A 26224-nucleotide genomic window follows, 5' to 3' on the forward strand; every position below is an offset into this window, starting at 1 on the left:
GAATCCCTGCTGCATCCCCATCTCTCGTGTCTTCCCCGCACCCGCGCGAGCGGCGTCAATTCGAGAATCCCGGCCCGGTGTCGCTGCCCTCGATGGCATCCAGCCCCTGGAACATATGACGGAAGAAACCCGGCCGGTACTGGCGGTATTCCTCGCCTGGCAACGGCGGCAATTCGGCGTCGGAGCGCAATGGTTGCACCAGCCGGGGCGTGACAATCATGACCAGTTCCCGGTCCTCGGTATCCAGCTGCGAGGAACGAAAGAACGCGCCCAGGATCGGGATATTCGACAGCCCCGGTAAGCGGTCCATGCCGCCCGTGATTTCGGTGCTGATCAGGCCGCTGATGACAAAGCTCTCACCGTCACCCAGCGACACCGTGGTATCGGTGCGTCGGACCCGCAAGGCAGGCACCTCCACATCGCCACTGCTGACTGCGGCGGTGAAATCCAGCTCGCTGACTTCCGGTGCCACCTTCATCACGATGCGGTTTTCGTCCAGCACCGTGGGCGTTAGCGAGAGACGAACACCGAATTCCTTGAACTGGATCGTGACCGCCTCGCTGACCCCCGCCTGCACCGGCACCGGAAACTCGCCACCGGCGAGGAAGGTCGCCGTCTGCCCGCTCAGGGTGACCAGGCTGGGTTCCGCGAGCGTCGAAGCGAAACCGGAACTTTCCAGCGCATTGATGATGGATACGAAGGTCGTACGTCCGCCTCCGGCGCTGAAGGCGAAATTAAAGCCTCCTCCTGGGGAAACCCGGCCATCGAATCCGCCCGTGCGCCTACCGATCGGCGGCCCTGCTGATCCACTAATGCCGATGTCGCTAAGCACGCCGTCCGAGCCGAGCGCCGCCCGATTTCCTCGACGGCCGGCGAAAAACCTGCTGCCGGCCTCCAGCAGACGCTGCCGGCTGACCTCGACGATCCGGATATCGGCCTGCACCTGCGGAATGCCAGGACCCGGCTGCGCCGGGTCCGTCGCGCTGGCACCACTGGCCGCCAGGGCACTGGGTTGACTGACCAGCAGCAGCAGGCGATCCGGCTCCTCGGAGCAACGGGTCCAGACCATCAGGCTGGTGGCACCGGCACTGACCGCCGTGACCAGCAACTCCTGATCCTCGATCAGTTCCACATCGGCCACCTCGGCATCGCCAACGGCGATGCGACGAATCGGCGTCGGGTACTCCAGCGTGTCCTGCGTGCCGGCATAGAATTCCTGCACCCGGGGCACGTTTTCGGCACGATCACAGTCGGCCTCGACCGCCACGCTGGCAAGCATCAGGCAGGCGAGGGCAAGGCCGCCCAGCGGCAGACGGGGCATCAGCGTTCTACCTCCTGGCGGCTGGTTCCACGGTGAATGGAAACCGGGGATCGGGTCGGCGCCTGATTACGCGCCTCGGGTGTCGGCTCACCGCCCGGACGTGAATACTCGGAAGGTCGTGCGAACAAGGCCTCCTCGGTGAGGCCACCGACCACGACATCGTCCTCGGGCTGACCGGTCAGGGCCAGGCTGAGGCGGCCATGCTGCTGCGCCATCAGTAATACCGGAACGGCCTCGCGCTCCAGCGCCAGGACGGCGGTACGGGACCCGGTGTCCTGCTCACGTTCACCGTCGTCGTTTCGCTCAAGGGAAGGTCCGAAGCTGAGCACGGCGGCGTACTCGACCAGCACCCGGGAGGCGTCTTCCGATTCATCCTCCAGGTGTGCCAGCACGTCGACATGATCACCGGGCTTCAGCAGGCCGCCGACCGCGGCCAACTCGTCCACCGGCACCGCGAATGCCCGCTGCCCCGGCCGCAGGCGATCGGCCAGCGCATCCGGTGCGCGCAGCAAGTCAGTGGTGATGACATCACCTGCCTCCAGGTCTTCCCGCAGGCGATGGTCCACACCCTGGTCGCGCCCGCCGATGGCCGTTTCCGGCGCGTCATCCATGTGTTTCAGTTCCAGGTCATCCAGCAGCAACCGCGTCCCGGCGGTCAGGTCGCGGGCAAGCACGACCACCTCCCGCGCTACCGGCTCCGGCTCGGACGGGTCCTCGACAAGCTCGGGCTCTTCCTCGACATCCTCCGGCTCGTCGGTTTCCGGCGCTTCCTCGACCGGCACGGGCTCGCGCTCGACAACATCGATGCCGGTGTCGTTCTGAAGCCGCAGCCCGAGAACGATAAGGACGATCGCCCCGGTACCCAACAGCACAGCAAGGGCTGTAATGACTCGGCTGCTCATGCGAGTTTCCGTTTTGTGAAATCTCAAGCACCAACGGCTCCAGTCCGGGAACCGCTGGACAGTCGCGCATAAAGTGATTTCGCTTATTCGACGGTATCAACTGCCCGTGGTGCACGTTGTGACTGGCGTCACTAAATTCGGCCCGGTTTTCAGATATTTCTTGGTAAAACAAAGTGCCAGGGATTATGTACGCACAAAGAAAAGTGATGACGAAATCACTTCAAAAGCTTGTTTAAACTGAGGAGGTACAAAATGTTGTACGTTAAAATGCTTCGCAACACCCTCCGTCGTTTCGTGAAGGATGAGCGCGGGGCGAGCGCCATTGAATACGCCCTTATTGCTGCGATGGTGGCGATTGCACTTGTCACCTTTGTTCCGGAGATCAACGCGGCAGTTTCCGGAATTTTTGAACAGATCCGAGACGCTCTGCAGGGTACTGAGAGTTAAATTATCGAACAAGCGATTCACCAAAAAACCCCGATGGGGGCCTCTCTTAGGACGTGCTGCGCGTCCGTGCGAGACTTGCTCGCACGGAATCCGCCGCAATAGACTTCGGTGATTGGGTCTGACAGGTGACGGGCTGGCTCTTCTTATTGCTGACACTCACCCTGCTCATCTGCGCAGCAACGTCTGATCTCGTTCAGCGAAGGATTCCAAACACGCTGATCGCGAGCGCGGCGATTTTCTTATCAATATGTGCCTTCCTAGATCAGGAAGGCATCCTGCCTTGGGTGGGGCTTGCCTACGGATTGATTGGCCTTATGACCGCCTTGGTATTTACTCTGCCAGGCTGGCTTCTCAATAAAGTCGGTGGTGGCGACGTGAAACTGTCGATGCTGCTTGGAGCATTTCTCGGCCCAACGGGATACATTTTGTCGGTGGTCCTGGCATTGCCTTTCGGACTGATTTTCCTGGTTGGCCACCGCTTAGCCGCGAGACCAATTCCGGTGGACTTACCCGTGGGCGCCTTCCTGGCGGGAGGTGCCAGCGTCGTGCTACTGGTTGCCTCCTGGTCTACCGTCTGACGCGGGAATCGATCAGTGTTTCCTTAAGGAAACACTGATTTATTCGCACGCCTGCGTTGGAGTCCGCATTTTTCTCCGAGGCAAGACACAAGGGTGCATTAAGCGCAGCGAATGCACGCGGTGTCAGGCATCCCGGTGCGGTAGGCCCTCCCAGGATAAGTCGGGCCATGGGAGACCCGGGCAGACCGGCCGGCCAGGCCAATTCGATAACGGATCACACCGCGCGGGCCCGCTGCGCTTGACCCGCCCTACGCATCTGGCCAGGAGCAGGTTGCCTTGGGTAGTGGGCGGCACCGCGCCGTGCCAGATGACCAAAACCGGCTTCGGGCGCAGGCGCGGGAATCGCTCAGTGTTTCCTTAACCTCCGCGGTGCCACTTCTCGTAGGCCAGCGCAAGCTGTGTCCTGTTGTAGAGCCCGGTGGCTCGCAGGATCCGCGAGACATGCAGCTTCACGGTACTTTCCGACATGTCCAGTTCGCACGCGATCTGAAAGTTGTTCATGCCCCGAGCCACCAGCGATAGCACTTCTTTCTGTCTGGGGGTAAGCCGCAGGTCCTCCGGTATGCTGGAACCAGCATGGCCGGATTCAACATCCATGGCCGCACCAAGCGTGCTGCGCCCATTCAGGTTCTCCATGCGCTGATTGATGCTTTCTATGGCCGTCGCCAGTTCCTCCAGCCGCGAAAAAAAACCGGAATCCATCGCCAGGCGTTGCTTCTGCTCGAAATAGGATTGCTGCAGACGCCCCGCAATTTCCACCAGCTCATCCAGGTCCACCGGCTTGCGCAGATAATCGGCGACTCCCAGCCGGAGGGCCTGGATCAGTTCATCCTCGCCGCCGTGGCCGGTGAAGATCACGACTTCTAGCGGGCGACCGTCGGGCAGAAACTCTCCGAGATCCCGGATAAACGATAGGCCGTCCTTTTCCGGCATGCGCAGGTCAATCAAGAGCAACCCGATGTCCTCGTCGTCAGCGAGACGCTCGCGGGCCCTGAGTGGCGAGGTTTCGCCGATGCAGTCAAAGCCCTCGGCATTGAGAAACTCGGTCAACTCCTCGACAATATCCGCCTCGTCGTCGAGAACCAGCAACTTGCAGGGACCCGTCATGGGGCTGTGCCTCCTTCCTGATTTTCGTTTGCCGAAGGCAGCTCGATCTGAAATTCCGCACCGCCCCCGACGTTGCGTGCGGACAGGTGTCCGCCCATGTCATTGATCATCCCGTAGCTGATGGACAGCCCGAGTCCGGTTCCCTTGCCAACCTCCTTGGTGGTGAAAAACGGCTCGAAAATCCGCGGCAACAACGCATCCGGAATGCCTCCGCCGGTATCCTGCACGCGCACGGACAAACTGGATTCCGAGCCGAGTTGCGTCACGATTCGCACTTCGCCGGCAATGCTGTCCGGGTGGCTGTCTCCGGGCCCACTGGCCAGGATCGCGTCTTTCGCATTGAGCATCAGGTTGATCAACACCTGTTCAAGCTGCTCGCGATGACCGAACACCGGGGGTAAATCCCGCCCGGGCCGTAAATCCAGTGAGATACGGTGGCGCACGAGTTCGGGCTCCGCCATGTCCACCGCCTCGGAGACCGCCGCATTCAGTTCGAAGCCGGTCGGCTCGCGCCCGGAAGCCCGGCCGAATCGTCGTATGTTGTCGACGATCTCCGACGCCCGGCCAACCTGATCTTCCATGCGCTCCAGCTTGGCGAGAATCGCATCCGGATCGATCTCGCCACGGCCAAGCCGGCTACGGGTATTGCGGATGGTCAGGCGCATCACGTTAAGCGGTTGATTCAACTCGTGCGCGACGCCGGTCGCCATGACGCCGAGTGCTGCCATCTTGCCCGCCTGGATCAGCTGCTCCTGGGTTTCCCGCGGGCTGGTGTTGTCCTGTCCCACCGATTGCACTTCCTCCAGCAGTCCGTTGCTGCTGAAAAAGCCCCGATCGGTCCAGGCATACCAGCGTTGGCGCTGGTCCGACATCTGCTCGTTGATTTCGTACCGCACCGCCGGTTCCGCTTCAGTCAATGCGGAAAGCCGGCGCAGATGCGCGTCGCGGGCCGCCTCGGGCAGAAACTCCTGCCAGGACCGGCCCTGCATTGCCTCCGGCTCCAGTCCGAAATGCTCGGCACAGGCCTGATTGGCATAGGTAATCGTGTAATCGGCGCGGTAACGACAAATCATCGCCGGCGCATCGTCCAGCAAGCCGCGAAACCGCTGTTCACCATCATGCAGGGACGCCTGCATGCGGTACTCGTCGGTCAGGTCGGTACATATCGCGAGCAGATATTCATCACCATCCGGCCGCTGCTGACACACACCCTGCTCCGCGAAATACAACCATTCCTGCTTACGATTACGGATCCGATAACGCAGCCCGTAACTACCGCCGGGCTGCTGCCGCCGGCGTATCTGCATCAACCGTCCGAGGTCGTCCGGATGAATCAGCGACTCCACGGTGCCGGGCGCGTGCAAATCGCTTTGTCCACGACCAAGGCGCATGGCCAGTGCGGCGCTGACGGACTCCAGTTCCCAGCTTTCGCCGACCCGGCTGTACCGCTGCAACAGCAGGCCATCCGTGCCCTCCAGGTCCTCCGCGAGCAGTTCCTCACTGGCCTGTGCCGGCTCCCTTTCAATGGTCACGATGCCATTGGCGCCTGCGAGTGTCGCGACGCCTTGCCAGCGCGCGTATCCGGCACCGTCGGTCAAGGCGAGCCTGAATCGGCAGTCGATCACCTCGCCCGCATCGGCAGTGCGCAGTAATTCCCGCAGGGTTGCACGCGCTGCGCCTGACATCTGCCGCAGCGGTTCCGGCTCCCAATCTTCCGCGGACCGTTCCTGCTTGCGGAAGCTCTGCGTATCCCGCCGCCAGAACCAGTAATGGACACCTGGAACATCCACCGCCGAACGATGCACCGGCTGTTCCGAAAACAGCCGGTTCGTCACCTGACGCAGGCCGATGGCCAACTGATTCAGTCGTGGCGCTGGCGGACGCTGTCGCGCTGCATGCCAGGCGAGAATCAGAATCCCGAGCAAACCACCACGACCAGGCAGCGGGAATGCAACGGTGCCGCCGATGAAACCGGCGGAGAGTCGAACGCTCTCGCCTGACTGCAAGGCCGGCAAATGCCGCTCGGAGACGGGCGGCGGCGGCCGGCGCGAACCTTCCGGCGCATACAGGGCCTCTGCGACAAGGACATCGCGCGGCACCAGCCAGCCGTAGCTTGCGTCGGCCGATCGCGCCACGATATGCAGCACCTGGCCCAGGTCCGCCGGACAGTCATCGGCTGACTCGGCTGAGCCGAGCCAGTCAAGGCAGGCGTCAAGGGAGCGTATTTTCAGTTGAGTATCCGACATCGTCCGACGCAGGCCAGAAAGCATTGAATTGTGTGAGCCCTGTGGCGGATTTTGCTCGAAATATCGGGCATTTTGCGTGGACATGGGTCACAGTTGTGACCTGTCGGCTGCAGAGGATCTTGCCAATGGCCGTGCTCCGGACCACCCGCCCGAGAAACCGGACAAAGCTTCTTCAGTCAGGTGCCGTCGCCATTGAGTTCGCGCTACTGTTCGCGCTGGCGTTCGCGCTGTTCTACGGCGCCGTGGTCTATGCGGTCACGTTTCTGCTCTCGCAGAGCTTTGAGTCGGCCGCTGCCGAAGGCACCCGGGCAGCCGTGTCCGTGGATCGCGACAATCCCGACAACGGCGCCGGAAACTGCTCCGGTTATGCCGATTGCGTCAGCCAGGAGGCGACCAACGCGGCCCTCGAACGACTCGCCTTTCTACCCGCCAATATGCGGGAGCGGGTTGAAGTCGAACCGCAGTTGAATGGCGAGACACTGGAATTGCTGGTCATCATTCGTGACTATGGCGCGGCGCCTCCACTGCCACCGATACCGCTGCCAGGTCTCGGCTCGATCCCGCCGTTACCGGACAACCTGTCCGCAGTGAGCCGGATTCGGCTCTAAGGAAACAAAAAAAGCCGATCCGTCACAGCACGGATCGGCCCAGTCGGCTTCTAATTATTATTTTCCCCTCGTAACTTAGGAAGCAGGCATCAGAAATGGCGGTTATGCGACCAAACTTCTAGTTTTTTCATGCTCTAGCACTTCAGAATTCGCAAGGCCGAGAAGCCCCTCGACAACTCCCAGAATGGTATCTAGCAAACCGTTCAGGAACCCTAGTAGGCCGCCATCTACCTCGAGGAGGCCTTCAACTTCAGCTTGCAAATCCGCAATCACCGACTCCACATCGTCCGTATCTTCAAGGCTAAGCAGACCGACGACATCATTGAGAACGTCGTCCAACAAATCGACTTCAAATTGCTCCAAGATGCCCGTCAATTCATCCACTTCCTCAACGTTAAGGTCTAATAGCTGCACCAAGAGCACTTCTGTCGTATCGAGTGTTAAATCAACAATGTTATCAACCAGCGACAAGGCCTCCTCACCGCCGGTCAAGACAAGAAGCTCTTCAACTGCCATGAGAACCGTGCCGGCAATTTCTGAGAGGTCGTCAAACAGTGGCACGTCGAGCCCAGACGACTCGACAAGCGTCTCAAGTTCACTAAGCAAAACCTCTACATTTGCCATTGCGAGAACGTCGCGAATTGCGTCCGGCGTGGTAGTTGGATCATCAGCCGATGCCAGCAGATCGATCACGAGGTTGTCGATTTCGCCGAGCAACTCCATTGCGGCTGCATCAACCTCAGGGACTCCGGTTTCAAGGTTTCCAGGGTCATTACATGTGCCACCAGAGCCGAGCGCTAACAGAACTCCATTACCCAGGCGTTGATAGAAAGCGGCGATACGATTTGCTAGCTCGGCGTCTGCGAGAACTGCATCTGACAGGCCGCCAACGCTCGGGTCTTCCTCTATCAAAGCAATCAAAAGAGCGTCGCCGCCATCGACCAAAAGGTTGCTCGATTCTTCAATGCAGGCCACCGCTTCCGCCTCACCGTCCAGATCGTTTTCTCTGAGTGCAGCGATAAGTTCATCAAAGACTGTCTCTCCTAATAGAGCCTGCAGCGGATCCAAAGGGCCTGAAACGGGCTCCACGTTGATCAATTCTGTGCCACCTGGACCGCTCCCATCACCGTCGTCCAGCCCGTCATCTCCGTTACTGCTGCTACTACCGCTGCTGCTGCTACCGCCGCTGCTGCCACCACCACACCCGGCGAGAATCAGCGCGAATGCGAAAGCAAACAGGAGCCAGCGAACGTTTTTCACCTGTTGCATGAGTCCCATGACAAAATCCTTCCTGGTTCTGGACGCTCCGGGCTGCTGTGGTCCCGGGCCATTTGTTTTACCGTGAGGGCCGACCCTGGTTCGGAAACTGGAGCGGGCCGGAACCACGAGACTTTCAGGAAGTGAGACGGGTGCCAATCCAACTTACGGCGTACCACCAAATAGCATTCATCCGTTTTTCATGGGCTTGCGATTGTCCGGACTTCCGTTTTCGTGACACAGGTTTGGCCGGCTCGGTGTTTGGACGCCTGGCCGCCGGGTTATACGCCATGGTCGGATCCCCGGCCAAGGATGGTTCGCTGTGCCTCGCCTGAGCCGCGCCATTGCCGAGTTGCGCCCACTGCTGCCCACGCTGTTGCTGCTCTGGGGTCTGGGTGTCTACCTGCGACTGACCCTGATGGCAGCGGCGCCGCTGGCGCCGCTGATTCGAGCCGAGCTCGGCCTTGGCGAGTCCGCAACCGGCGCCCTGACGACCCTGCCCCTGCTGATGCTGGCAGCGGCGGCGATGGCGGGCTCTTTCATCGTTGCGCGGCTGGGGGTTCGCAACACCGCCTGGCTGGCCCTGTTCGTGCTGGCGGCCGCGTCGGCGGCGCGGGGCTTGTCGCCAAACCTGCTCTGGTTGCTGACCGCCACCGCAGTCATGGGTCTGGGAATCGCCGTGCTGCAACCGACCCTGCCAGCGATGGTTCGGGAACATTGTGCCGGGCGGATCGCCCTGGCCACCGCGATCTATACCAACGGCATGCTGGTGGGCGAAGTCATTGGCGCCGGCCTGACATTGCCCCTGGTGATTCCGCTCAGCGGGGGTAACTGGCGGCTTGCCGTTGCCCTATGGTCGTTACCCGCCGTTCCACTGCTGCTGGTCCTGCTGCGTCGCCGCGAACAGGCCGACAGGACAGCCACCGTCACGCGCCACATTCGGCAGTGGATGCCGCGCTGGCGGGAACCGTTGCTTTGGCGCCTTGGTTTGCTGATGGGCGCGACCGCTGGACTGTTTTTCGGCACCAATGCCTATATGGCGAGTATCCTCGAGGCCCGCGGCGAAGGGGACTTGCTGGCCGGCGGGCTCCTGTTGTTCAACACCGCGCAGGTGGTTGCCTCCGTGCTGGTGCTCGCGTTCGCCTGGCGCCTGGCGCTGCGCAGCGGGCCAATCATCGTCATGATGGCAACCGCCTCGCTGGCCTTGATTCCGTTTCTTGCGGCAAGCGGTTGGACGGCCCTGTGGTTCGGTTTCTTGGTCAGCCTGGCAAGCGGCGTCCAGTTGATCCTGCTGTTGTCCCTACCGCCAGCGCTGGCACAACGCGGTGAAACCGCGGCAATGGCAGCAGGCATGTTCACCATCGGCTACGGCGTATGTTTCGTCGTGCCGCTGCTCGGTGGCGCGCTTGCCGACAGCCTCGGGGAACCGCGCTTGGCGCTTGTGCCGGTTTTGGTCTTCGGGCTGATGATGTGCCTGCAGCCCGGCCGGCTGGCCACTGACATCCACACGGCATTGCAGATCAGGAATCAGCTCCATGGATGAGAGTCCACTCCATGTTCAAGTGCCAAGCAATTGTGAACGTAAGAAAAATTGGAGATACTCAGCTCCGGGAAGGTGGATGTTTCATCGTCAAACCCGGCAAGGACTAGGGCGTGCCGATAACGCCAACGGGCTGAAATAGCTCCAGCCTCCCGATGCAACGCGTCGGATTCGGCAGTGACGCCGAGTAGTCGCGAATCGCAAACAATAAATCCGGCTCGTGGTACCACTGCTTGGGGCCGCGAGCCGAAACAGGGCACCGCATCATGCGACATGACACGGCCATCCAGGCTCGGGACGACAAGAGCGGCGCATGAAGGATCGATCTGACCCGAACTCGGGCAATCGACCTGCCGATTCCGCCGACGAACTGCTGGCCCGACACTTTCCGGCCGGACACGAGACCTTATTGGTACTCACCGGCGAGGACGGCCGGCTACTCAGCATCGGCGGCCGCCCGACTGCCGCACTGCTCACCGCTCCCCGGACCTGCCTGCTGCCCGATCTTGTCCACGAGGACGACCGGACGCTGCTTCTGTCGGCGCTCCGCCGCTGCCGTAGTGGCGAGCGGGAATCCGTCAATCTGTCGTTTCGGCTTGCGAATAATGCCTCGGGTGACCGCGAGTTCAGCCTGACACTGCGGCGTCTTGATGATGACAACCTGATCGGGGTGGTCAACGATCCGGCAAGCCCTCCGGTATCACCGGCCAACCCGGCAGCCGCATCTGTGGATCCCGGGATCCATCACAAATTGCAGAACTACGCGGACGAACTCGGCAACCGACCGCTGGCCGACCTGCCCGAGGCGATTCGGGACAGTCTAAGCTCCGTCGGCCAGCATACCGGCGCAGGACGGGTGTACCTGTTCAGTCTCAAGGGCCCCCGGCATATCCTTCGCCGCTGCGCCGCCTGGCAACACCGCGACGCGCCGCCGCCCCTGCGGAAGGGGCCGCATAGCCTCGAAACGCTGCCCTGGATTCGCGAACGCCTGCGCCGTGGCCAGTCCGTCGTACTCCACGACCCGGATGAGCTGCCGGAATCCGCTGCCGCCGAGCGCGCCTTGCTGGCCCGAGAGGGTATCCGGGCATTCAGCATCATTCCAATCCGTCATACCGGCCTGTTACGGGGGTTCGTGGCGATGGACCGGTGCGTACCGGCGCACCCCTGGTCGGCCGAACAGCTGCAATTGCTGCAGTCCGTCGCAACCCTCCTGACAATGGCGCTGCTTCGGCAGCATAACGGTCGCAGCCTGCATCGCATGATGTTCTTCGACCCGATCACCGGGCTGCGCAATCGCGATGCACTCCGGCAACGCCTTGAGGACCGTCTGGAACGCCTGTCCGGACAAAGTTTCTCCGTCGTACTGCTGGATTTGGACGACGCCGACACCGTGCGCGACCTGCTGGATCAGGACGCGATGGACCGGCTGCTTTCGGTGCTGGCGGAACGGCTGCGGGATCAGCTGAAGACGGAAGAAATGGTCGCCCGCTGGGGCAACGACGGATTCATGCTGATTCTCGATAACGACCCGACCGGCGAAACCACGGAGCACCGGCTTGAGGGGATCCTGCATGCCCTGATGGCACCGGTCCTTCTTGCCGGCCATGCGCTGAACCCTGGCTTCAGTACGGGTGTCTGCCGCTATCCCGATGACTCCCGCCATGCGCCCGATTTGCTGCGTTTCGTCGAGCTCGCGATGCGGGATGCCCGCCGGCAGGGTCGCTGCCTGACCCGGCATTTCTCCAGTGTGCTGGAAACCCAGGCCATCGCGCGCAGCCGTATCCGGCAGCGGCTGGTGCTGGCAATTGAAAACGACGCCATGGAGTTGCACTACCAGCCATTGGTCAGTACCCACACCGGCAAGCTGGCGGGCGTCGAGGCGCTGCTGCGCTGGACCGACGCGGAACTGGGTGTCGTGCCGCCCCACGAATTCGTCGACATTGCAGAACATTCCGGCCTGATTCAGCCGCTCGGCGACTGGGTGTTACGGCGCGCCTGTCGCGACCTTCTGCGCTGGCAGGCTGCCGGCCTTCATGTGCCGCGGGTTGCGGTCAATGCCTCGCCGCACCAGCTGCAGGACGGTCATCTGCCGGACAAGATCCGCACCCTGCTTGACGAGTACGGCCTGCCCGGCGCGCGCCTGGAACTGGAGATCACCGAAAGCACGCTGATGGAACGCGAGCAGCGCGGTCTGGCCGTCCTTCAGCGGCTAAGGGCGATGGGCATTGGCCTGGCGATCGATGATTTCGGCACAGGTTACTCCTCGCTCGGCAAGCTCAAGCATCTGCCGGTGACGGTGCTGAAGATTGACCACTCCTTTGTCCGCGACATCCTGACCGACCCCAGCGACCACGCGATCATTCGCGCGATCCTGGCCATGGCGCGTCAGCTTCGCCTGCGGGTGGTGGCCGAGGGCGTGGAAACGCTGCAACAGCTGGAGCTGTTGCGCATCGAGGGCTGCGACGTGACCCAGGGCTATATTCACGCGCCGGCAATGAGTGCCGACGACCTGGTCGCCTGGTCACAACGCCAACGGCGGCCGGAATAAATCCGCGCCCCCCTATGGCACCAGGACCACGGACTCCGGCAACACCACGCGCATGCTGATCGGCAGATGATCGGACAGCGGATAGTCCAACACGGCTGCCTGTTCCACGGTCAGCGAATCCGAGACCAGGATGTGGTCGATGTTCCGCCGGGGCGCCCAACTCGGGTAGGTGTAGAGCGTCGGCAATGGTTCCCTCAGTGCCGTCGTATCCAGCAGGTGTCGTAATTCGCGGCTATCCGAACGGCAGTTCAGATCGCCCATCACGATCACGTGCTTCAACTCACGGACCAGGCCCGCCACATAGGCAAGCTGACGCATCCGGGTGCGTTGGCCCAGAGCCAGGTGCATCAGGATCAGATCCAGGTCGTCACGCGGCCCGCCGAAGGTAATATGCAATGCGCCACGGCCAGGAATCATGCCGGGCAGCGGGTGCTCGCGGATACGCAGTGCACGATAACGACTCAGCAGGCCGTTGCTGTGCCGCGCGAGGCGTCCGATTCGGCGATTGGTCTGATCGTGCCAATAGGGGAAGCCGGCGCGCTCACCGAGATAGCGGGTCTGGTTGACGAAGCCGCTGCGCAGGCTGCCGGCATCGACCTCCTGCAGGCCGACCAGGTCGAAGTCACCTACGAGGCCGGAGATCTGATCGATGTTCCTGGATCGTTCCGGATGCGGCACCAGGGTCTGCCAGCTGCGCATCAGGTAGTCCCGGTAGCTGCTGGTCCGCATGCCGGTCTGAATGTTGTAACTGAGCAAGCGCAGGGACTGGATGTCGGCGCCCGCGCCTTCACCGCCAATGGTGCTGCCCTGGGCGGCAACACCATTGACCATCGACTTTGCGGTCTCGCTCACCGGCCCGCCTGGCGCTCCTTCTCCACGAGGTAGTCGACGACGCGCAGCATCCGATCGAAATCGCCGGCCAGTTCCGTGTCGATGTAGTAACGGCCATTGACGCCCATCGACGGAGTACGCTGCACACCATGACGACTGGCCGAGCGTTCAGCGGAGCGCATGGCGCCATCCACGGAAAATCCGTTCCACTGCGCGCGGACATCATCCGGATCCACGCCCTGTTCCTCGAACAGCGCCACCAGCGAATCCTCGGTTTCCAGCCGCTGATTGTCGTTGTGGTAGGCGTTGAAAATCGCGCCGTGCATCACGTCGGTGACATCAAGGGCGTCCGCAACATGGTAGGCGCGCGCGAGATTTTCCCAACTGGGGTGGAAGACTACCGGGCTGTGCACCAGCTCGACGTCATCGTCCAGGGTTTCACTCCACTGCCCGACCATCGGGTAGAAGGCATTGCAGCCCGGACAGGCATAGGCGAAGAATTCCCGCACCTCGATCCGGTCCCCGGTGGCGGTGCGAGTCTCGGACGCCAGCTCCCGGTAATCCTGCCCTTCTTCGAAGCTCTGGGCTGCGGCGGTACCGGCCAGCAGCAGCGACACCAACAGCCCACCGAAAACCTTTTTCATCGTTGCCAGACTCCTTGTTGGTCCATCCGTCGCGCCATCGCCCGCGATCCCTGCTGCTTTGAACGCTGCGCGGCGCCCGGGTTCTGCCCCGGACGCCGGTGCTGACATTTCCTTACAACCTGCCTACAGCTCGCCGTAGGAATGCAGGCCCGACAGGAAGATGTTCACGCCAAGGAACGTGAAGGTCACGACGAACAGGCCGATGATCGCCCACCAGGCCATGGGCACGCCACGCCAGCCCTTGGTGAAACGCAGATGCAGCCAGGCCGCATAGTTCAGCCAGGTAATCAGCGACCAGGTCTCCTTCGGATCCCAGGACCAGTAGCCGCCCCAGGCCTCGGCGGCCCAGAGTGCGCCCAGGATGGTCGCGATGGTGAAGAACGCGAAACCCAGGGCGATGTTCTTGTACATCAGGTCGTCCATGACATCCGCCGAAGGCAGACCGCGCTCCTGCCACTTCTGCGGATTCCGCGCCTGGATCACGTAGGCCACACCGATCATCGCGGCAATGGCGAAGGCGCCATAGGCAACGAAATTGGTCGGCACGTGGATCTTCATCCACCAGCTCTGCAGCGCCGGGATCAGCGGCTCGATCTCATGCGCCCCCTGGGCAAAGTGGTACCAGAGCAGGAAGCCGATGGAGGCGCAGATGATCAGGCCCACGAAACCGCCCATGGCCCGCGTCCTGTACCGGTGCTCGTAATACAGGTAGATCAGGGCGGTGGTGAAGGCGAACAGCACGAAGACTTCGTACAGGTTGGTTACCGGGATACGCCCCACGTCGGGCGCAATCAGGTAGGACTCCCACCAGCGCACCAGCAGGCCGACGAAACCAGCGCCGCTGGCCAGCCAGGTCAGTGCGGTGCCGAGCTTGTTGAGAAACTCCGAGCGCAGCAGCAGGCCGGCGAAGTAGACCGGCGTTGCCGCCAGGAACAGGGCGCACATCCACATGATGGCGGCCTGGCTGGAAAGCAGGTAATTGAGGAAGAAATCCGACTGCCCGGCGGCCAGGTCCGGATACCGCGCCAGGGCAAACAGCGTGACCAGCGTAACCACGATGCTGAACAGGCGTGCCGGCTTCCACATCCAGCCCACGGCCACCAGCGTGGCCCAGCTCAGGTAAAGGATGCCCTGCTCGTAACGGTCCATCCAGGGCGCGAATTCCATGCTGGCGTAGATCGTGCCGGCCAGAAATGCCAGTGCCCAGAGCCAGTCGAAGGCCGACAGACGGCGGAAAAAACCGCGCTCGTCGAATCCGGCCTGCATTGTTTCCTGTGGCGTGCTCATGCTTGCCTACCTCATGCGTCGCCGGAGTCGCTCCGGTCCGTCGTTGATTCTGCCGCCCGCAGGCGCTTGTCGAATTCATCGCCAAGTGCAGCAAACTTGCGTTCGAAGCTCAGCGGATCCCGCTGGTTGGCCCCGGCCACCAGCAACATGGTGCGCTCGCCGTCCCGACGAATCCAGCACCAGACTCGCCGGTGAGACACGTAGAACAGCAGGAAGATTCCGGCCACCAGCAGCGCGCTACCGAAGTACACGATGTTCGCCCCGGGGGCGCGCGCAATCTGCAAACCGGTGGCCTGGCGGTGATTGTAGCTGTCCAGTTCCAGGAACAACGGTACCCCGTACTCGGCCAGGGCCGGAATGGTGCTCAGCGAATCCTGGAAGAAATGCTGGTCCGCCTCGTCCAGTTCCCGCTCCAGATCATCGCCGGCCGCTTCCCGCGCATCGCTGAAGGCCTCCCAGAGGGTTCGCTCCAGCACCAGGCGGGAGAACATGATCAGGCTTTGCTGGGTCGACTCCTCGCCCTGGTCGGCCATGCGCGCCTCCAGGTCGGTCATCACCGCGCCAAAGCCCTCGTCCAGCAATTGGCGCACCAGCTCGCGCCCTGTGGCGGCGACCTGGGGCACCAGTTCCTCCTGTGCCAGGCCGAACTCCTGCATCGCCACCCAGGCGCCACGTTCGGAGGCATCGCGCAGGCCTTCCTCACTGCTCAACGCATCGTGGAAGAACAGGAAGGTGTCCGGCCGATCATTGCGGTCAGCTGGCAGATGCAGGTAGCGGAATGGCTCCTGTGGCGTCGTGCGCATGCCGCTGAGGAAGAATTTGCGGCCGTCGATATCCACCGGACGCATGTAGTTGTGGAACTCGCGGGCACTGCCATCCGCGGCGCGCAGGCGGTACTCGAAGCTCGGCCCGAGCTCCTCCATTTCGCGATTCTCGGTGCCGGGCACACGCCGCGTGTTGAAGGTTTCGAATTCGGTCAGTTCCAGGGTCAGACCGCCGTCTGCAATCTCGATTTCCTCTCGGCTGCTGACCCGTTGCTCGATATCCAGCGGCTCTGCGCCGTCCCCCAGCAGGGACCAGCCTCGCAGATTCAGCGTCGAGCCGCCGTCACCGAAACTGGACTGGTAGATCGCGTAACCATCAATGATCAGCGGGTGGTTGACGCGTAGCGTGTGGTGAATGGGCTCGTCGATGTCATCGCCGGTAATGATCAGGTCACTTTCGAACAGGCTGGGCTCGCCGGTATCCCAGTGCTCTACCCGGAATTCCTCGACTTCGATGCGGAACGGCAGCTCCTGGACGATGTAACCATCTCGCAGTGGCAGAAACACGACCCGCGCGCCGGCACCTTCCGGGATGTTGACCATGCCCCGGAACGAACCACGGCCGGGCGGGATTCGGCTTTCTTCACCGATCTGCGAGACTGGAATGTTGCGCGTCTCCAGGGTCAGATCGCCGGTCCATTCACGGTATTTCAGCATCAGGTTGCCGTCGACCAGACCACCGACGCAGATCACCACGATCGCCAGGTGGGTCAGCACGTAACCGATGCGATTGCTGGATCCGGCCATCCCGGCCAGCAACACGCCGTGGCCGTGATCCTTCCGGCGCATGCGCATGCCGTTGTGCTTCAGCGCCCGGGCGGCGACTGCCTCGACTTCCTCGGGCTGCAGTGTGGTCTGCCATTCGCGGTGGTTGCGGAAGGCGCGCAGCGAGCGCTCCTGCTGATGCTCACGGAACTTGCCCATCTCCCGCAGCATGCCCGGCGTCTGCCGCACCAGGCACACCGACACCGACACGACCAGGAATGCCAGCATCGCCAGATACCACATGGCGCTGTACACGTCGTACAGGCCGAGGTTGTCGAAAACCTGGAACCAGAATGGACCGAACTTGGAGAGGTAGTCCTCGTAAGGCTGGTTCTGCTGCACGACGGTGCCGATCACGGAGGCGATGGCGATGGCCACCAGCAGCGTGATGGCCAGGTTCATCGATCCCAGGAAATTCAGCAGAATTACCGACGTTGAGCGCGTCTGACGCTTGCGGCCGGCAGCGCCTGCCTCTTGCGGAACGCTTGCCATTATCTATCGGTCCTGAGCGGTCAGTGCGGATCGGGGCGATCCGACGGGGCCCTGTTTCAGCACGACTGCTGATCACGACACCCTGTGTGGGGACAGCAAAACCGCCCGACGGTTCGTCGGGCGGTCAGAATTCTTTGGTTCTACAATCAGACGCTAGTTTTCTCGCCGATAAAGACCCTGCATGTAAGACGATACGGCCTCGATCTCCTCATCCGTCATCCGCTCGGCGATATCCCGCATCATGCGATTCGGATCGGTAGACCGTTCGCCGTCGCGGTATTTCCGCAGCTGGATCGCGGAATAGGTACCCTGCTGGCCCGCAATACGCGGGAACCCGGCGGCTTCCATGCCCGACCCGGCCGGGCCATGGCACGCCATGCATGCAGCAACGCCCTCGTCAGGCAGGCCGCCGTGATAGATGTCGCGGCCAAGATCAACCAGCTCGGGGTCGGCAGCGCCGGTCTCGGGTTCCTGGTCGGCGTAGAAAGCCGCCAGGTCCTTCATGTCCTGTTCGCTCAGGCCCGCAGCCTGTGGCGCCATCAATGCATCCTCGCGCTCACCGTCCTGGTAGGCCTGCAACTGCCGCACCGTATAATTGGCATGCTGCCCCGCCAGGCTTGGCCATTCCGGGTTGGCGCTGTTGCCATCCGCGCCATGGCAGGCGGCGCAGGACGCCGAGAGTTCCTGACCGCGAGAGATGTCACCTGCCGTGCTGACAGCGGTGACCGAAAGCGCGAAGCTTGCAAGGATGAGGCTCTGCCAGATCTTCATGGACACTTGAACTCCTGGGCGGCTATCACTGCCTTGGGATACAGCGCCCGAGCGGACGCGAGAGCGAAGTCAAAACGATCAGTTTTATACCAGCGCAGCCGAGAACGGTCAATTTGCAGGTATGCTGCGCACCCGGCTATCGAGCAAGAGTCTGTCGCCAATGACGAACAAACGCTATCACCAGGCCCGGTTCCTGATGAGTGCCGCGGACCTGTCCCAGCTACCGCCCGATCAGGGCCGCGAGATTGCCTTTGCCGGACGCTCCAACGCAGGCAAATCCAGTGCGCTCAACCGTCTTACCGGACAGAAAGGACTGGCACGGGTGAGCAAGACGCCCGGTCGGACCCAGTTGATCAACGTATTTCCGATCTCCGATACAGAGGCATTGATTGATCTCCCGGGATACGGCTATGCCAAGGTGCCAGAGCGTGTGAAACAACAGTGGCAGGCCCTGCTGCCGGTCTACCTGACGGAGCGACGCTCGCTGGTCGGACTGGTATTGATCATGGACAGTCGCCACCCGTTGCGGGACTTCGACCGGCAAATGCTGGACTGGACCGCTGCCGCGGGCCTGCCGGTGCATATCCTGCTGAGCAAGGCGGACAAGCTCAGTCGCGGTTCCGCCGGCAACGCGCTGCAGGCCGTTCGCAAGGAACTGGCACGCCGCGTTCCGCCGGTCAGTGTGCAGCTGTTCTCGGCCGTGGACGGACGCGGCGCGGAAGAGGCCTGGGCGGCGATGGACGCCTGGCTGGATCAGCGCTGAGAAAACCCGGATTACCGGGAACCCGGCGCCGTTTTTTTTGTCTCAAAGAGTGCGCCAGTGCCCGGCGCTGCCCGCTCCCTTCCCCAACGAACGAGCGGGCTTGATGCAGCCTCCACCCCAGAGGCTGCGAATGTTGGCCCTGGACTTTCCCCCGAGAGCCAGGGCCTTTTCTTTATCCGCAAAATGGTTGCTGCGCAGACGCGGGAATAGATTAGCGTTTCCTTGGCCTCAATGCGCCTCTTCCCAGTTATCGCCGACACCTACATCCACTTCCAGCGGCACCGTCAGCTCGGCGGCGTCAGCCATGATCCGGCTCACCCGATCCGCCACGGCATCCGTCTCGCCTGTCGGGACCTCGAACACCAACTCATCGTGCACCTGCATTACCAGCAGCACATCCGGCTCATCCTGATCGAGCCACGTCTGCACCTCGATCATCGCCCGCTTGATGATGTCCGCCGCCGTGCCCTGCATCGGCGCATTGATCGCCGTGCGCTCGGCATATTGCCGGCGCTGGGCATTGCGGGCATTGATTTCCGGCAGGTACAGGCGGCGGCCGAACGCCGTTTCGACGTAGCCCTGCTCACGGGCCTGCTCGCGGGTCCGGTCCATATAGGCGCGCACGCCTTCGAAGCGGGCGAAATAACGGTCCACGTAATCCTGCGCCTGACCCCGCTCGACCCCGAGCTGACGGGCCAGGCCGTAGGCCGACATGCCGTAGATCAGGCCGAAGTTGATCGCCTTCGCGGCGCGGCGCTGCTCGTCACTGACCTGTTCCGGCTCGCCACCGAAAACCTCGGCCGCCGTGGCCCGGTGAATGTCGCGGCCCTCGGCAAAGGCCCGGCGCAGCGTATCGTCGCCGGAGAGATGCGCCATGATCCGCAGTTCCACCTGCGAATAGTCGGCCGCCAGCAGTCTGTAGCCGTCCGCGGCGATGAAGGCCTTGCGGATTCGCCGCCCCTCCGTGGTGCGCACCGGGATGTTCTGCAGATTGGGGTCGGAGGAGGACAGCCGACCGGTAGCGGCAACCGCCTGATGGTAGGAGGTGTGCACCCGGCCCGTGTCCGGGTCAATCATCCGCGGCAGCTTGTCGGTATAGGTCGAGCGCAGCTTCGACAGGCCGCGGTGTTCAAGGATCAGTCGCGGCAGGTCGTAATCCACTGCCAGTTCCTGAAGCACCGACTCGGCGGTGGAGGGCTGGCCCTTCGGCGTCTTCTGCAACACCGGCAGCCCCTGGCGCTGATAGAGGATCTCCTGGATCTGCTTGGGCGACCCCAGGTTGAACGGCCCGCCGGCGGCCTCGAAGGCCCGCTGCTCCACCCGCTGCATGCTTTCCGCCAGTTCCCGGCTCTGCCCGACCAGGCGTTTCCGGTCAACTAGCACACCGTTGCGCTCCATGCGGGACAACACCGGGACCAGGGGCATCTCTATCTCGCGGTAGACGCGGCACAGGGACGCGTGCTGCTGCAGGCGCGGCCAAAGCGTCTGATGCAACTGCAGGGTGACATCGGCATCCTCGGCGGCATACGCGGTGGCCGAGTCCAGGTCCACCTGATTGAAGGTGAGCTGCTTGACGCCCTTGCCGGCCACCTCCTCATACTTGATGGTGCCGCGGCCGAGATACTTCAGCGCCAGAGAGTCCATGTCGTGCCGGGTGGCCGTGGAGTCCAGCACGTAGGACTGCAGCATGGTGTCGTGGGCCACGCCGCGCAGCGTGATGCCCGCGCGCGCCAGCACGCTCATGTCGTATTTCAGGTTCTGCCCGAGCTTTGGCCTGTCGGCATCCTCCAGCAACGGCCGCAACTGCTCGAGTACCGCTTCGCGGTCGAGCTGATCCGGGGCGCCCGGGTAATCGTGGGCCAGCGGGATATACGCCGCCTCGCCGGCGGTGACGGCCAGGCAGATGCCAACGATGTCAGCCTGCATGTAGGACAGGCTGGTGGTTTCCAGATCGAAGGCGAACAACGGCGCGACCTCGATCCGTTCGATCCAGGCGTCGAGGCCTTTCTGCTCGGTAATGGCCAGGTATTCGGTCGCCGGCTGGGCCGCGGCGTGTTGCTCCTCTGCCGCGTCCTCACCGTCCAGTAATTCCTCCAGCCAGCTGCGGAATTCCAGCGCCCGATACTGCTCCTTCAGCGCTTCCCGATCCGGTTCTGCCAGGGCAAGGTCGGCAACACGTTCATTGAGCGCGCAATCGAGCTTGATGGTGGCGAGCTGATAGGACAGGAAGGCCTGGTCCCGGTGCTCCTCGAGTTTCTTCGGCAGGCTCTTGGCGCCTCGAATCGGCAGCTCCGGCACACGGTCGAGATTGTCGTAGATCCGCTGCAGCGATCCGATCCCCTGCAACAGGCCGACCGCGGTCTTCTCGCCGACACCGGGCACACCGGGAATGTTGTCCACCTTGTCGCCCATCAGCGCGAGCAGGTCGATGACCAGTTCCGGGCCGACACCGAACTTCTCGACCACGGCGTCCGGATCAAGCACCGTGCCGCTCATGGTGTTGACCAGTGTGATCCGGTCGTCCACCAGCTGCGCCATGTCCTTGTCGCCGGTGGAAATCACTACCGCCTGGCCTTCGTCGGATGCCTGCCGCGCCAGCGTGCCGATCACGTCATCCGCCTCGACGCCATCCTCGACGATCAGCGGCAGGCCCATGGAGCGGATGACGTTGTAGAGGGGCTCCACCTGCTGTCGCAGCTCGTCAGGCATCGGAGGTCGCTGCGCCTTGTACTGCTCGAACAGCTCGTCACGAAATGTCTTGCCCTTGGCATCGAACACCACCGCCATCTGATCCGGCTGATAATCCGCCAACAACTTGCGCAGCATGCTGACCACGCCCCGGACCGCGCCGGTGGGCTGGCCCCTGGAGGTGCTCAGCGGCGGCAGGGCGTGAAACGCGCGGTACAGATAGGAGGACCCGTCCACCAGAACCAGAGGTGCCTTGCTCGTTGTCATGCCTTCCCTTGACCGCTTCGCAGAGATTCAATCCGGAAACAGCGTGACGTGCGCTCCGAGTACGCCGCCAACGCCAAGATCGGAACGGTAGCCGATGCGCGCGGGCGGGTCGACCAGGCTGTAGAATCGCGGCGGTCATCCGCACCCTAGGCAGGTAGGATAGCGGGAAAGGCCGTGATCAGCGGCAGGCAATTCGATGGGCGCACGCCGTTGCGGCGTTTCCGGGAGAACAGGATGAGCGGTAACGACAAGTACGCAGGACGGGGTCCGATCAATGATTCCATGATGACCCGCGAGTCCTGGAAGATCTTCCAGATCATGGCCGAGTTCGTCGAGGGGTTCGAGCGACTGGCACACATCAAGCCCTCGGTCAGCATCTTCGGCTCGGCCCGCACGTCCACCGACCATCCCTATTACCAGCTGGCGGAGGACACTGCGAAACAGCTCTCCGATGCCGGCTTCTCGGTGGTGAGCGGAGGTGGTCCCGGCATCATGGAGGCCGCGAACAAGGGCGCCCAGGCCGGCAAGTCGATCAGCATCGGACTCAACATCCAGTTGCCGATGGAGCAGGCCGGCAATCCCTATCAGGACATCGGCCTGAATTTTCGCCACTTCTTCTCGCGCAAGGTCATGTTCGTCAAATACGCCTCCGCCTATGTCGTGCTGCCCGGCGGCTTCGGCACCCTGGACGAACTCGCCGAGATCCTGACCCTGGTGCAGACTGGCAAGACCCGCCGCATTCCGATCATCCTGGTGCACAGCGAGTTCTGGGGCGGCCTGCTGGACTGGTTCCGCGACCGACTGGTGGCCGAAGGCATGATCGACGCCGAAGACCAGGAGCTGTTCAAGCTGGTGGACGATCCGAAAGACGTGGTCGATGCGATCTTCGACCATTACGAGGACCGCGGCTTCGAACCGTCGGCGAGGGAGCGGGAGATTTTGTTGGATTTGTGACCAGGCGAAGAAGGCTTCGCCTGGAGTTTTCAGTGGTTCAGGTTTCAGTGTTCAGGGGGTGCTGATCTGTAACGCCGAAGTCCCTCTCAGGGCTTGTCGGTATGTCAGGCCTGGTGCCTCCGTCTGAAAACTGAACACTGAAACCTGAACACTCCGTGTCGGCCCTAGCCGACCGGTTCCAGTTTCGCATACGCCGCCACCAGCCATTTGGCGCCGACGCTGCTGAAATTGACCTGCACCCGGGCGCTGGGGCCCTGGCCTTCGTACTGCAGCACGACCCCGTCGCCGAACTTGGCATGGCGCACCGGCTGCCCGAGCCGGAGGGCGCCGGGTTCGGGCTGCTGGTCGACCAGGCCGCGACGCACCGCCATTTGCGGCCGGGAGACGCTGACCCGCGTGCGGATCTGGTGCTGGAACTCCTCAGGCACCTCGCGCAGGAAGCGGGACGGCGCGCAGAAATTGTCACTGCCGTGCAGACGGCGCTTTTCCGCCCAGCTCAGGAACAGGCGTTCCCGCGCGCGGGTCATGCCGACATAGCAGAGCCGGCGTTCCTCCTCCAGGCGTTCCGGATCCTCGGCCGACATGCGGTGGGGGAACAGGCCTTCCTCCATGCCGGCGAGAAACACCACCGGAAACTCCAGCCCCTTGGCCGAGTGCAGGGTCATCAACTGGACGCAGTCTTCCCAGTCATCAGCCTGGCCTTCACCCGCCTCCAGTGCGGCATGGGACAGGAAGGCAGTCAGCACATCCATTTCGCCGTCGTCCTCCCATTCCTGCTCGAAGCCGCGGGCGGCGCTGATCAGCTCATCCAGGTTATCCAGCCGCGATTCCCCGCGATCGTCACCCTGCTTGCCGAACAACTCGCGCAGCCCGCTGCCCCGGATCACGGTCTCAAGCCGCTGGGCCAGTGGCTGGCCGTCAGCGGATTCATCCAGGGTATCGATCAGCGCCAGGAACTTGCCCACCGCCGTCGCGGCGCGGGCCGGCAACAGCCGCTGCTCATGGGCCCGCGCGGCGGCCCGCCAGAGGGTCAGCCCCTCGCCGCGGGCCAGTTCGCGCAGCATGTCCAGCGTCTTGCCGCCGATGCCGCGGGCCGGCGTATTCACCACACGCTCGAACGCGGCATCGTCGTCGCGTTGATTGCACAGCCGCATGTAGGCCAGCGCATCCTTGATTTCCGCCCGCTCGAAGAAGCGCAGACCACCGTAGACGCGGTACGGCACACCGTGCGCCAGCAGCGCCTCCTCGAACACACGCGACTGGGCGTTGGAGCGGTACAGAATCGCGAATTCGCTGCGCAGTCGCCCTTGTTGCAATTCATCACGAATGCGGGCGACCACGAAGCGGGCCTCGTCCAGCTCGTTGAACGCCGCATAGACGTGGATCGGCTCGCCGTCGGCGCCGTCGGTCCACAGCCGTTTGCCCATGCGACCGCTGTTGTGATCGATCAGCGCATTGGCCGCGTTAAGGATGTGTGCGGTGGAGCGGTAATTCTGTTCCAGCCGGACCGTGCGGGTATCCGGGTAATCCTCGGCAAAGCGGCGGATGTTCTCGACCCGGGCACCCCGCCAGCCATAGATGGACTGGTCGTCATCGCCGACCACGAAGGCGTCCGCGTCGCTGCCGATCAGCAACTGCAGCCAGGCATACTGGATACGGTTGGTGTCCTGAAACTCGTCCACCAGCAGATGACGGAACTGCTCGCGGTAATGCGTCAGCAGCCTTGGGGTCTTGCGCAGCGTCTCGAAGGCCCGCAGCAGCAGTTCGGCGAAGTCCACCTGGCCACCCCGATCACAGGCCTGCTGATAGGCCCGGTAGATACGCACCATGCGGTCGGTGTACGGGTCATTGCCCTCGCCGATGTCGTCCGGCCGCTGGCCCTCGTCCTTGTGCCCGTTGATGAAGCCCTGCACCTGCTTCACCGGCCAGCGTGATTCGTCGATCTCCAGTGCACGCATGACACGTTTGATCAACCGCCGCTGGTCCTCGGAATCCAGAATCTGAAACGTCTCCGGCAGACCGGCCTCGCGGGCATGCCGGCGCAGCAGGCGATGGCACAGGCCGTGAAAGGTGCCGATCCACATGCCGGCTGCACTGAAGCCGAGCAGGGTCTCGATCCGGCCACGCATTTCGCCGGCCGCCTTGTTGGTAAAGGTCACGGCGAGAATCGAGTAGGGCGACGCTCCTTCGACGCGCGCCAGCCAGGCGGCACGATGCACGAGCACACGGGTCTTGCCGCTGCCGGCACCGGCCAGCACCAGGGTTCGGCCAAGCGGCGCCGAGACGGCCTCGCGCTGGGCATCGTTCAGGGAATCAAGCAGGTCGGAAACGTCCATGGCGAGGGAGTGTATCAGGCCAGCGCCACCACCCTGGAGTACCCTGCAATGGTGACGACAAGGCACGCGCGAACGCCGGAACGCAAAGAAAGCTCACCCCAGGCTGTCCGGGTCGCCAACCAGGCGCTCGACCAGCGGCATTCGACAGATCGTCTCGGCAATATCACGCACCGTTGGCTCCCGAGCCGAGCCCTTGCGCAGCACCATCGCGATGTGCCGCATTGGCGGTGATGGGCTGAACCGGTGCAGCACGAGGTTTCCCAGGCCGCCGGCGGTATCCGGGTCACCGCCGGCCAGGGCAGGCAACAGGGTCACACCGCCGCCGGCGGCCACCATCTGGCGCAACGTCTCCAGGCTCGCGGCGCGGAACTCGCGCTCCTCCCTGGCGCCGACCATGCGACAAATGTCGAGTGCCTGGTCCCGCAGGCAATGGCCGTCTTCCAGCAACAGCACCTGCTCATCGCGCAGGCACTCCAGGCTCACCGAATCGACACGATCCAGTCGGTGGCCGCGCGGCACCGCCAGCAGGAATGGTTCATCGTAAAGATGCAGCCGCTGGAAGGCATCGATCCCGTCCACCGGCACCGCCAGGATCGCGGCATCGATTTCGCCATGCCGCAGACGCTCCAGCAACACTGAGGTCTGTTCCTCCTGAAGCACCGGCCGCAGCCGCGGGAACGTTTCACGCAGCACCGGGATCAGCGCTGGCAGGAGGTACGGCGCGACGGTGGGGATCAGGCCGAGGCGGAAGTCACCGGCCAGCGGATCACTGGCCGAGCGGGCCACCTCGACAAGGTCGTCCACTGCGGCCAGGATCTGGCGTGCGCGGCTGGCGACAGCCTCGCCGACGGCCGTTAGCATCACCTGCTTGCTGCTGCGCTCGACCAACTGGACGCCGAGAAAGCCTTCCAGTTTCTTGATCTGGGAACTGAGCGTGGGCTGGCTGACCTGGCAGGACTCGGCCGCGCGACCGAAGTGCCGGTGCTCGGCAACTGCCACCAGATAACGTAAATCCCTCAGATTCATTGTGGCTTAAGGAAACACGGAT

The 26224-nt window shown here is 62.9% G+C and carries 20 protein-coding genes; 7 read left to right on the forward strand and 13 right to left on the reverse strand.

The window, feature by feature from the left end; translation table 11 throughout:
- Window positions 1-55 precede the first annotated feature (55 nt).
- Both M0534_RS02540 and cpaB read right to left on the reverse strand, forming a co-directional pair.
- A complete protein-coding gene (locus tag M0534_RS02540) occupies window positions 56-1321 on the reverse strand; it encodes a type II and III secretion system protein family protein (RefSeq protein ID WP_248566845.1) in 1266 nt (421 codons plus the stop codon).
- On the reverse strand, window positions 1321-2223 hold the full coding sequence (cpaB, locus tag M0534_RS02545) for a Flp pilus assembly protein CpaB (RefSeq protein WP_248566846.1): 903 nt from the start codon (window positions 2221-2223) through the stop codon (window positions 1321-1323). Before cpaB ends, M0534_RS02540 begins: the two co-directional genes overlap by 1 nt.
- 252 nt (window positions 2224-2475) lie before the next feature.
- Between cpaB and M0534_RS02550 the strand changes: the two genes are divergently transcribed.
- Together M0534_RS02550 and M0534_RS02555 are read left to right on the forward strand one after the other, a co-directional pair.
- Window positions 2476-2670 (forward strand): Flp family type IVb pilin, encoded by a 195-nt coding sequence (locus M0534_RS02550; RefSeq protein WP_248566847.1) that lies wholly within the window; start codon window positions 2476-2478, stop codon window positions 2668-2670.
- Between the two features lie 125 nt (window positions 2671-2795).
- Window positions 2796-3248 carry a prepilin peptidase gene (locus tag M0534_RS02555; RefSeq protein WP_248566848.1) on the forward strand — a complete coding sequence of 151 codons (453 nt, stop codon included), beginning with the start codon at window positions 2796-2798 and terminating at the stop codon, window positions 3246-3248.
- A gap of 357 nt (window positions 3249-3605) precedes the next feature.
- Here M0534_RS02555 and M0534_RS02560 read toward each other — a convergent pair whose 3' ends face one another.
- On the reverse strand, window positions 3606-4355 hold the full coding sequence (locus tag M0534_RS02560) for a response regulator transcription factor (RefSeq protein ID WP_248566849.1): 750 nt from the start codon (window positions 4353-4355) through the stop codon (window positions 3606-3608).
- Window positions 4352-6601: an ATP-binding protein gene (locus M0534_RS02565; RefSeq protein ID WP_248566850.1), complete on the reverse strand. Its 2250-nt coding sequence runs from the start codon at window positions 6599-6601 to the stop codon at window positions 4352-4354. The genes M0534_RS02560 and M0534_RS02565 overlap by 4 nt, the downstream gene beginning before the upstream one ends.
- Before the next feature lie 125 nt (window positions 6602-6726).
- Here M0534_RS02565 and M0534_RS02570 point away from each other — a divergent pair, with 125 nt between their 5' ends.
- Window positions 6727-7209, forward strand: coding sequence for a TadE/TadG family type IV pilus assembly protein (locus tag M0534_RS02570; RefSeq protein ID WP_248566851.1), 483 nt, complete (start codon window positions 6727-6729; stop codon window positions 7207-7209).
- A gap of 102 nt (window positions 7210-7311) precedes the next feature.
- Here the strand turns inward: M0534_RS02570 and M0534_RS02575 are convergent, their stop codons facing one another.
- The gene (locus M0534_RS02575; protein ID WP_248566852.1) at window positions 7312-8487 is read right to left on the reverse strand and encodes a hypothetical protein; all 1176 of its coding nucleotides are present in this window, start codon (window positions 8485-8487) and stop codon (window positions 7312-7314) included.
- A 301-nt stretch (window positions 8488-8788) separates the two neighbouring features.
- On the opposite strand from M0534_RS02575, the gene M0534_RS02580 reads away from it, so the two are divergent.
- Together M0534_RS02580 and M0534_RS02585 are read left to right on the forward strand one after the other, a co-directional pair.
- The gene (locus M0534_RS02580; RefSeq protein WP_248566853.1) at window positions 8789-10009 is read left to right on the forward strand and encodes an MFS transporter; all 1221 of its coding nucleotides are present in this window, start codon (window positions 8789-8791) and stop codon (window positions 10007-10009) included.
- 310 nt (window positions 10010-10319) lie between these two features.
- Window positions 10320-12554, forward strand: a complete 2235-nt coding sequence (locus tag M0534_RS02585; protein WP_248566854.1) for a putative bifunctional diguanylate cyclase/phosphodiesterase — start codon at window positions 10320-10322, stop codon at window positions 12552-12554.
- A 12-nt stretch (window positions 12555-12566) separates the two neighbouring features.
- Here M0534_RS02585 and M0534_RS02590 read toward each other — a convergent pair whose 3' ends face one another.
- The 5 genes from M0534_RS02590 to M0534_RS02610 form a co-directional block, all read right to left on the reverse strand.
- Window positions 12567-13406, reverse strand: a complete 840-nt coding sequence (locus tag M0534_RS02590; RefSeq protein ID WP_248566855.1) for an endonuclease/exonuclease/phosphatase family protein — start codon at window positions 13404-13406, stop codon at window positions 12567-12569.
- A complete protein-coding gene (locus tag M0534_RS02595) occupies window positions 13403-14029 on the reverse strand; it encodes a thiol:disulfide interchange protein DsbA/DsbL (RefSeq protein ID WP_248566856.1) in 627 nt (208 codons plus the stop codon). The genes M0534_RS02590 and M0534_RS02595 overlap by 4 nt, the downstream gene beginning before the upstream one ends.
- Before the next feature lie 123 nt (window positions 14030-14152).
- The gene (gene ccsB / locus M0534_RS02600; protein ID WP_248566857.1) at window positions 14153-15316 is read right to left on the reverse strand and encodes a c-type cytochrome biogenesis protein CcsB; all 1164 of its coding nucleotides are present in this window, start codon (window positions 15314-15316) and stop codon (window positions 14153-14155) included.
- 11 nt (window positions 15317-15327) lie between these two features.
- Window positions 15328-17397, reverse strand: a complete 2070-nt coding sequence (locus M0534_RS02605; protein ID WP_248566858.1) for a cytochrome c biogenesis protein ResB — start codon at window positions 17395-17397, stop codon at window positions 15328-15330.
- A gap of 153 nt (window positions 17398-17550) precedes the next feature.
- Window positions 17551-18168, reverse strand: coding sequence for a c-type cytochrome (locus tag M0534_RS02610; RefSeq protein WP_248566859.1), 618 nt, complete (start codon window positions 18166-18168; stop codon window positions 17551-17553).
- Between the two features lie 160 nt (window positions 18169-18328).
- On the opposite strand from M0534_RS02610, the gene yihA reads away from it, so the two are divergent.
- Entirely contained in the window at window positions 18329-18931 is a 603-nt protein-coding gene (gene yihA, locus M0534_RS02615) for a ribosome biogenesis GTP-binding protein YihA/YsxC (protein WP_248566860.1), read from the forward strand.
- 228 nt (window positions 18932-19159) lie between these two features.
- Here the strand turns inward: yihA and polA are convergent, their stop codons facing one another.
- Window positions 19160-21886, reverse strand: coding sequence for a DNA polymerase I (polA, locus tag M0534_RS02620; protein ID WP_248566861.1), 2727 nt, complete (start codon window positions 21884-21886; stop codon window positions 19160-19162).
- A gap of 234 nt (window positions 21887-22120) precedes the next feature.
- Here polA and M0534_RS02625 point away from each other — a divergent pair, with 234 nt between their 5' ends.
- Window positions 22121-22840 carry an LOG family protein gene (locus M0534_RS02625; RefSeq protein WP_248566862.1) on the forward strand — a complete coding sequence of 240 codons (720 nt, stop codon included), beginning with the start codon at window positions 22121-22123 and terminating at the stop codon, window positions 22838-22840.
- Between the two features lie 164 nt (window positions 22841-23004).
- On the opposite strand, the gene uvrD is transcribed toward M0534_RS02625, so the two are convergent.
- Both uvrD and M0534_RS02635 read right to left on the reverse strand, forming a co-directional pair.
- Window positions 23005-25176: a DNA helicase II gene (uvrD, locus tag M0534_RS02630; protein WP_248566863.1), complete on the reverse strand. Its 2172-nt coding sequence runs from the start codon at window positions 25174-25176 to the stop codon at window positions 23005-23007.
- Between the two features lie 93 nt (window positions 25177-25269).
- Entirely contained in the window at window positions 25270-26202 is a 933-nt protein-coding gene (locus M0534_RS02635; RefSeq protein WP_248566864.1) for a LysR substrate-binding domain-containing protein, read from the reverse strand.
- Window positions 26203-26224 lie beyond the last annotated feature (22 nt).

Origin of the sequence: Methylonatrum kenyense (genome assembly GCF_023195885.1) — a bacterium.
In the GTDB taxonomy this organism is placed as follows: domain Bacteria; phylum Pseudomonadota; class Gammaproteobacteria; order Nitrococcales; family Aquisalimonadaceae; genus Methylonatrum; species Methylonatrum kenyense.

Coding starts and splice junctions, on each gene's coding strand:
- cpaB (WP_248566846.1), bottom strand. CDS start 2,223: ATGAGCAGCCGAGTCATTACAGCCCTTGCTGTGCTGTTGGGTACCGGG.
- M0534_RS02635 (WP_248566864.1), bottom strand. CDS start 26,202: ATGAATCTGAGGGATTTACGTTATCTGGTGGCAGTTGCCGAGCACCGG.
- M0534_RS02610 (WP_248566859.1), bottom strand. CDS start 18,168: ATGAAGATCTGGCAGAGCCTCATCCTTGCAAGCTTCGCGCTTTCGGTC.
- M0534_RS02540 (WP_248566845.1), bottom strand. CDS start 1,321: ATGCCCCGTCTGCCGCTGGGCGGCCTTGCCCTCGCCTGCCTGATGCTT.
- M0534_RS02550 (WP_248566847.1), top strand. CDS start 2,476: ATGTTGTACGTTAAAATGCTTCGCAACACCCTCCGTCGTTTCGTGAAG.
- ccsB (WP_248566857.1), bottom strand. CDS start 15,316: ATGAGCACGCCACAGGAAACAATGCAGGCCGGATTCGACGAGCGCGGT.
- M0534_RS02560 (WP_248566849.1), bottom strand. CDS start 4,355: ATGACGGGTCCCTGCAAGTTGCTGGTTCTCGACGACGAGGCGGATATT.
- polA (WP_248566861.1), bottom strand. CDS start 21,886: ATGACAACGAGCAAGGCACCTCTGGTTCTGGTGGACGGGTCCTCCTAT.
- M0534_RS02585 (WP_248566854.1), top strand. CDS start 10,320: ATGAAGGATCGATCTGACCCGAACTCGGGCAATCGACCTGCCGATTCC.
- yihA (WP_248566860.1), top strand. CDS start 18,329: ATGACGAACAAACGCTATCACCAGGCCCGGTTCCTGATGAGTGCCGCG.
- M0534_RS02575 (WP_248566852.1), bottom strand. CDS start 8,487: ATGGGACTCATGCAACAGGTGAAAAACGTTCGCTGGCTCCTGTTTGCT.
- M0534_RS02565 (WP_248566850.1), bottom strand. CDS start 6,601: ATGTCGGATACTCAACTGAAAATACGCTCCCTTGACGCCTGCCTTGAC.
- uvrD (WP_248566863.1), bottom strand. CDS start 25,176: ATGGACGTTTCCGACCTGCTTGATTCCCTGAACGATGCCCAGCGCGAG.
- M0534_RS02605 (WP_248566858.1), bottom strand. CDS start 17,397: ATGGCAAGCGTTCCGCAAGAGGCAGGCGCTGCCGGCCGCAAGCGTCAG.
- M0534_RS02570 (WP_248566851.1), top strand. CDS start 6,727: ATGGCCGTGCTCCGGACCACCCGCCCGAGAAACCGGACAAAGCTTCTT.
- M0534_RS02595 (WP_248566856.1), bottom strand. CDS start 14,029: ATGAAAAAGGTTTTCGGTGGGCTGTTGGTGTCGCTGCTGCTGGCCGGT.
- M0534_RS02625 (WP_248566862.1), top strand. CDS start 22,121: ATGAGCGGTAACGACAAGTACGCAGGACGGGGTCCGATCAATGATTCC.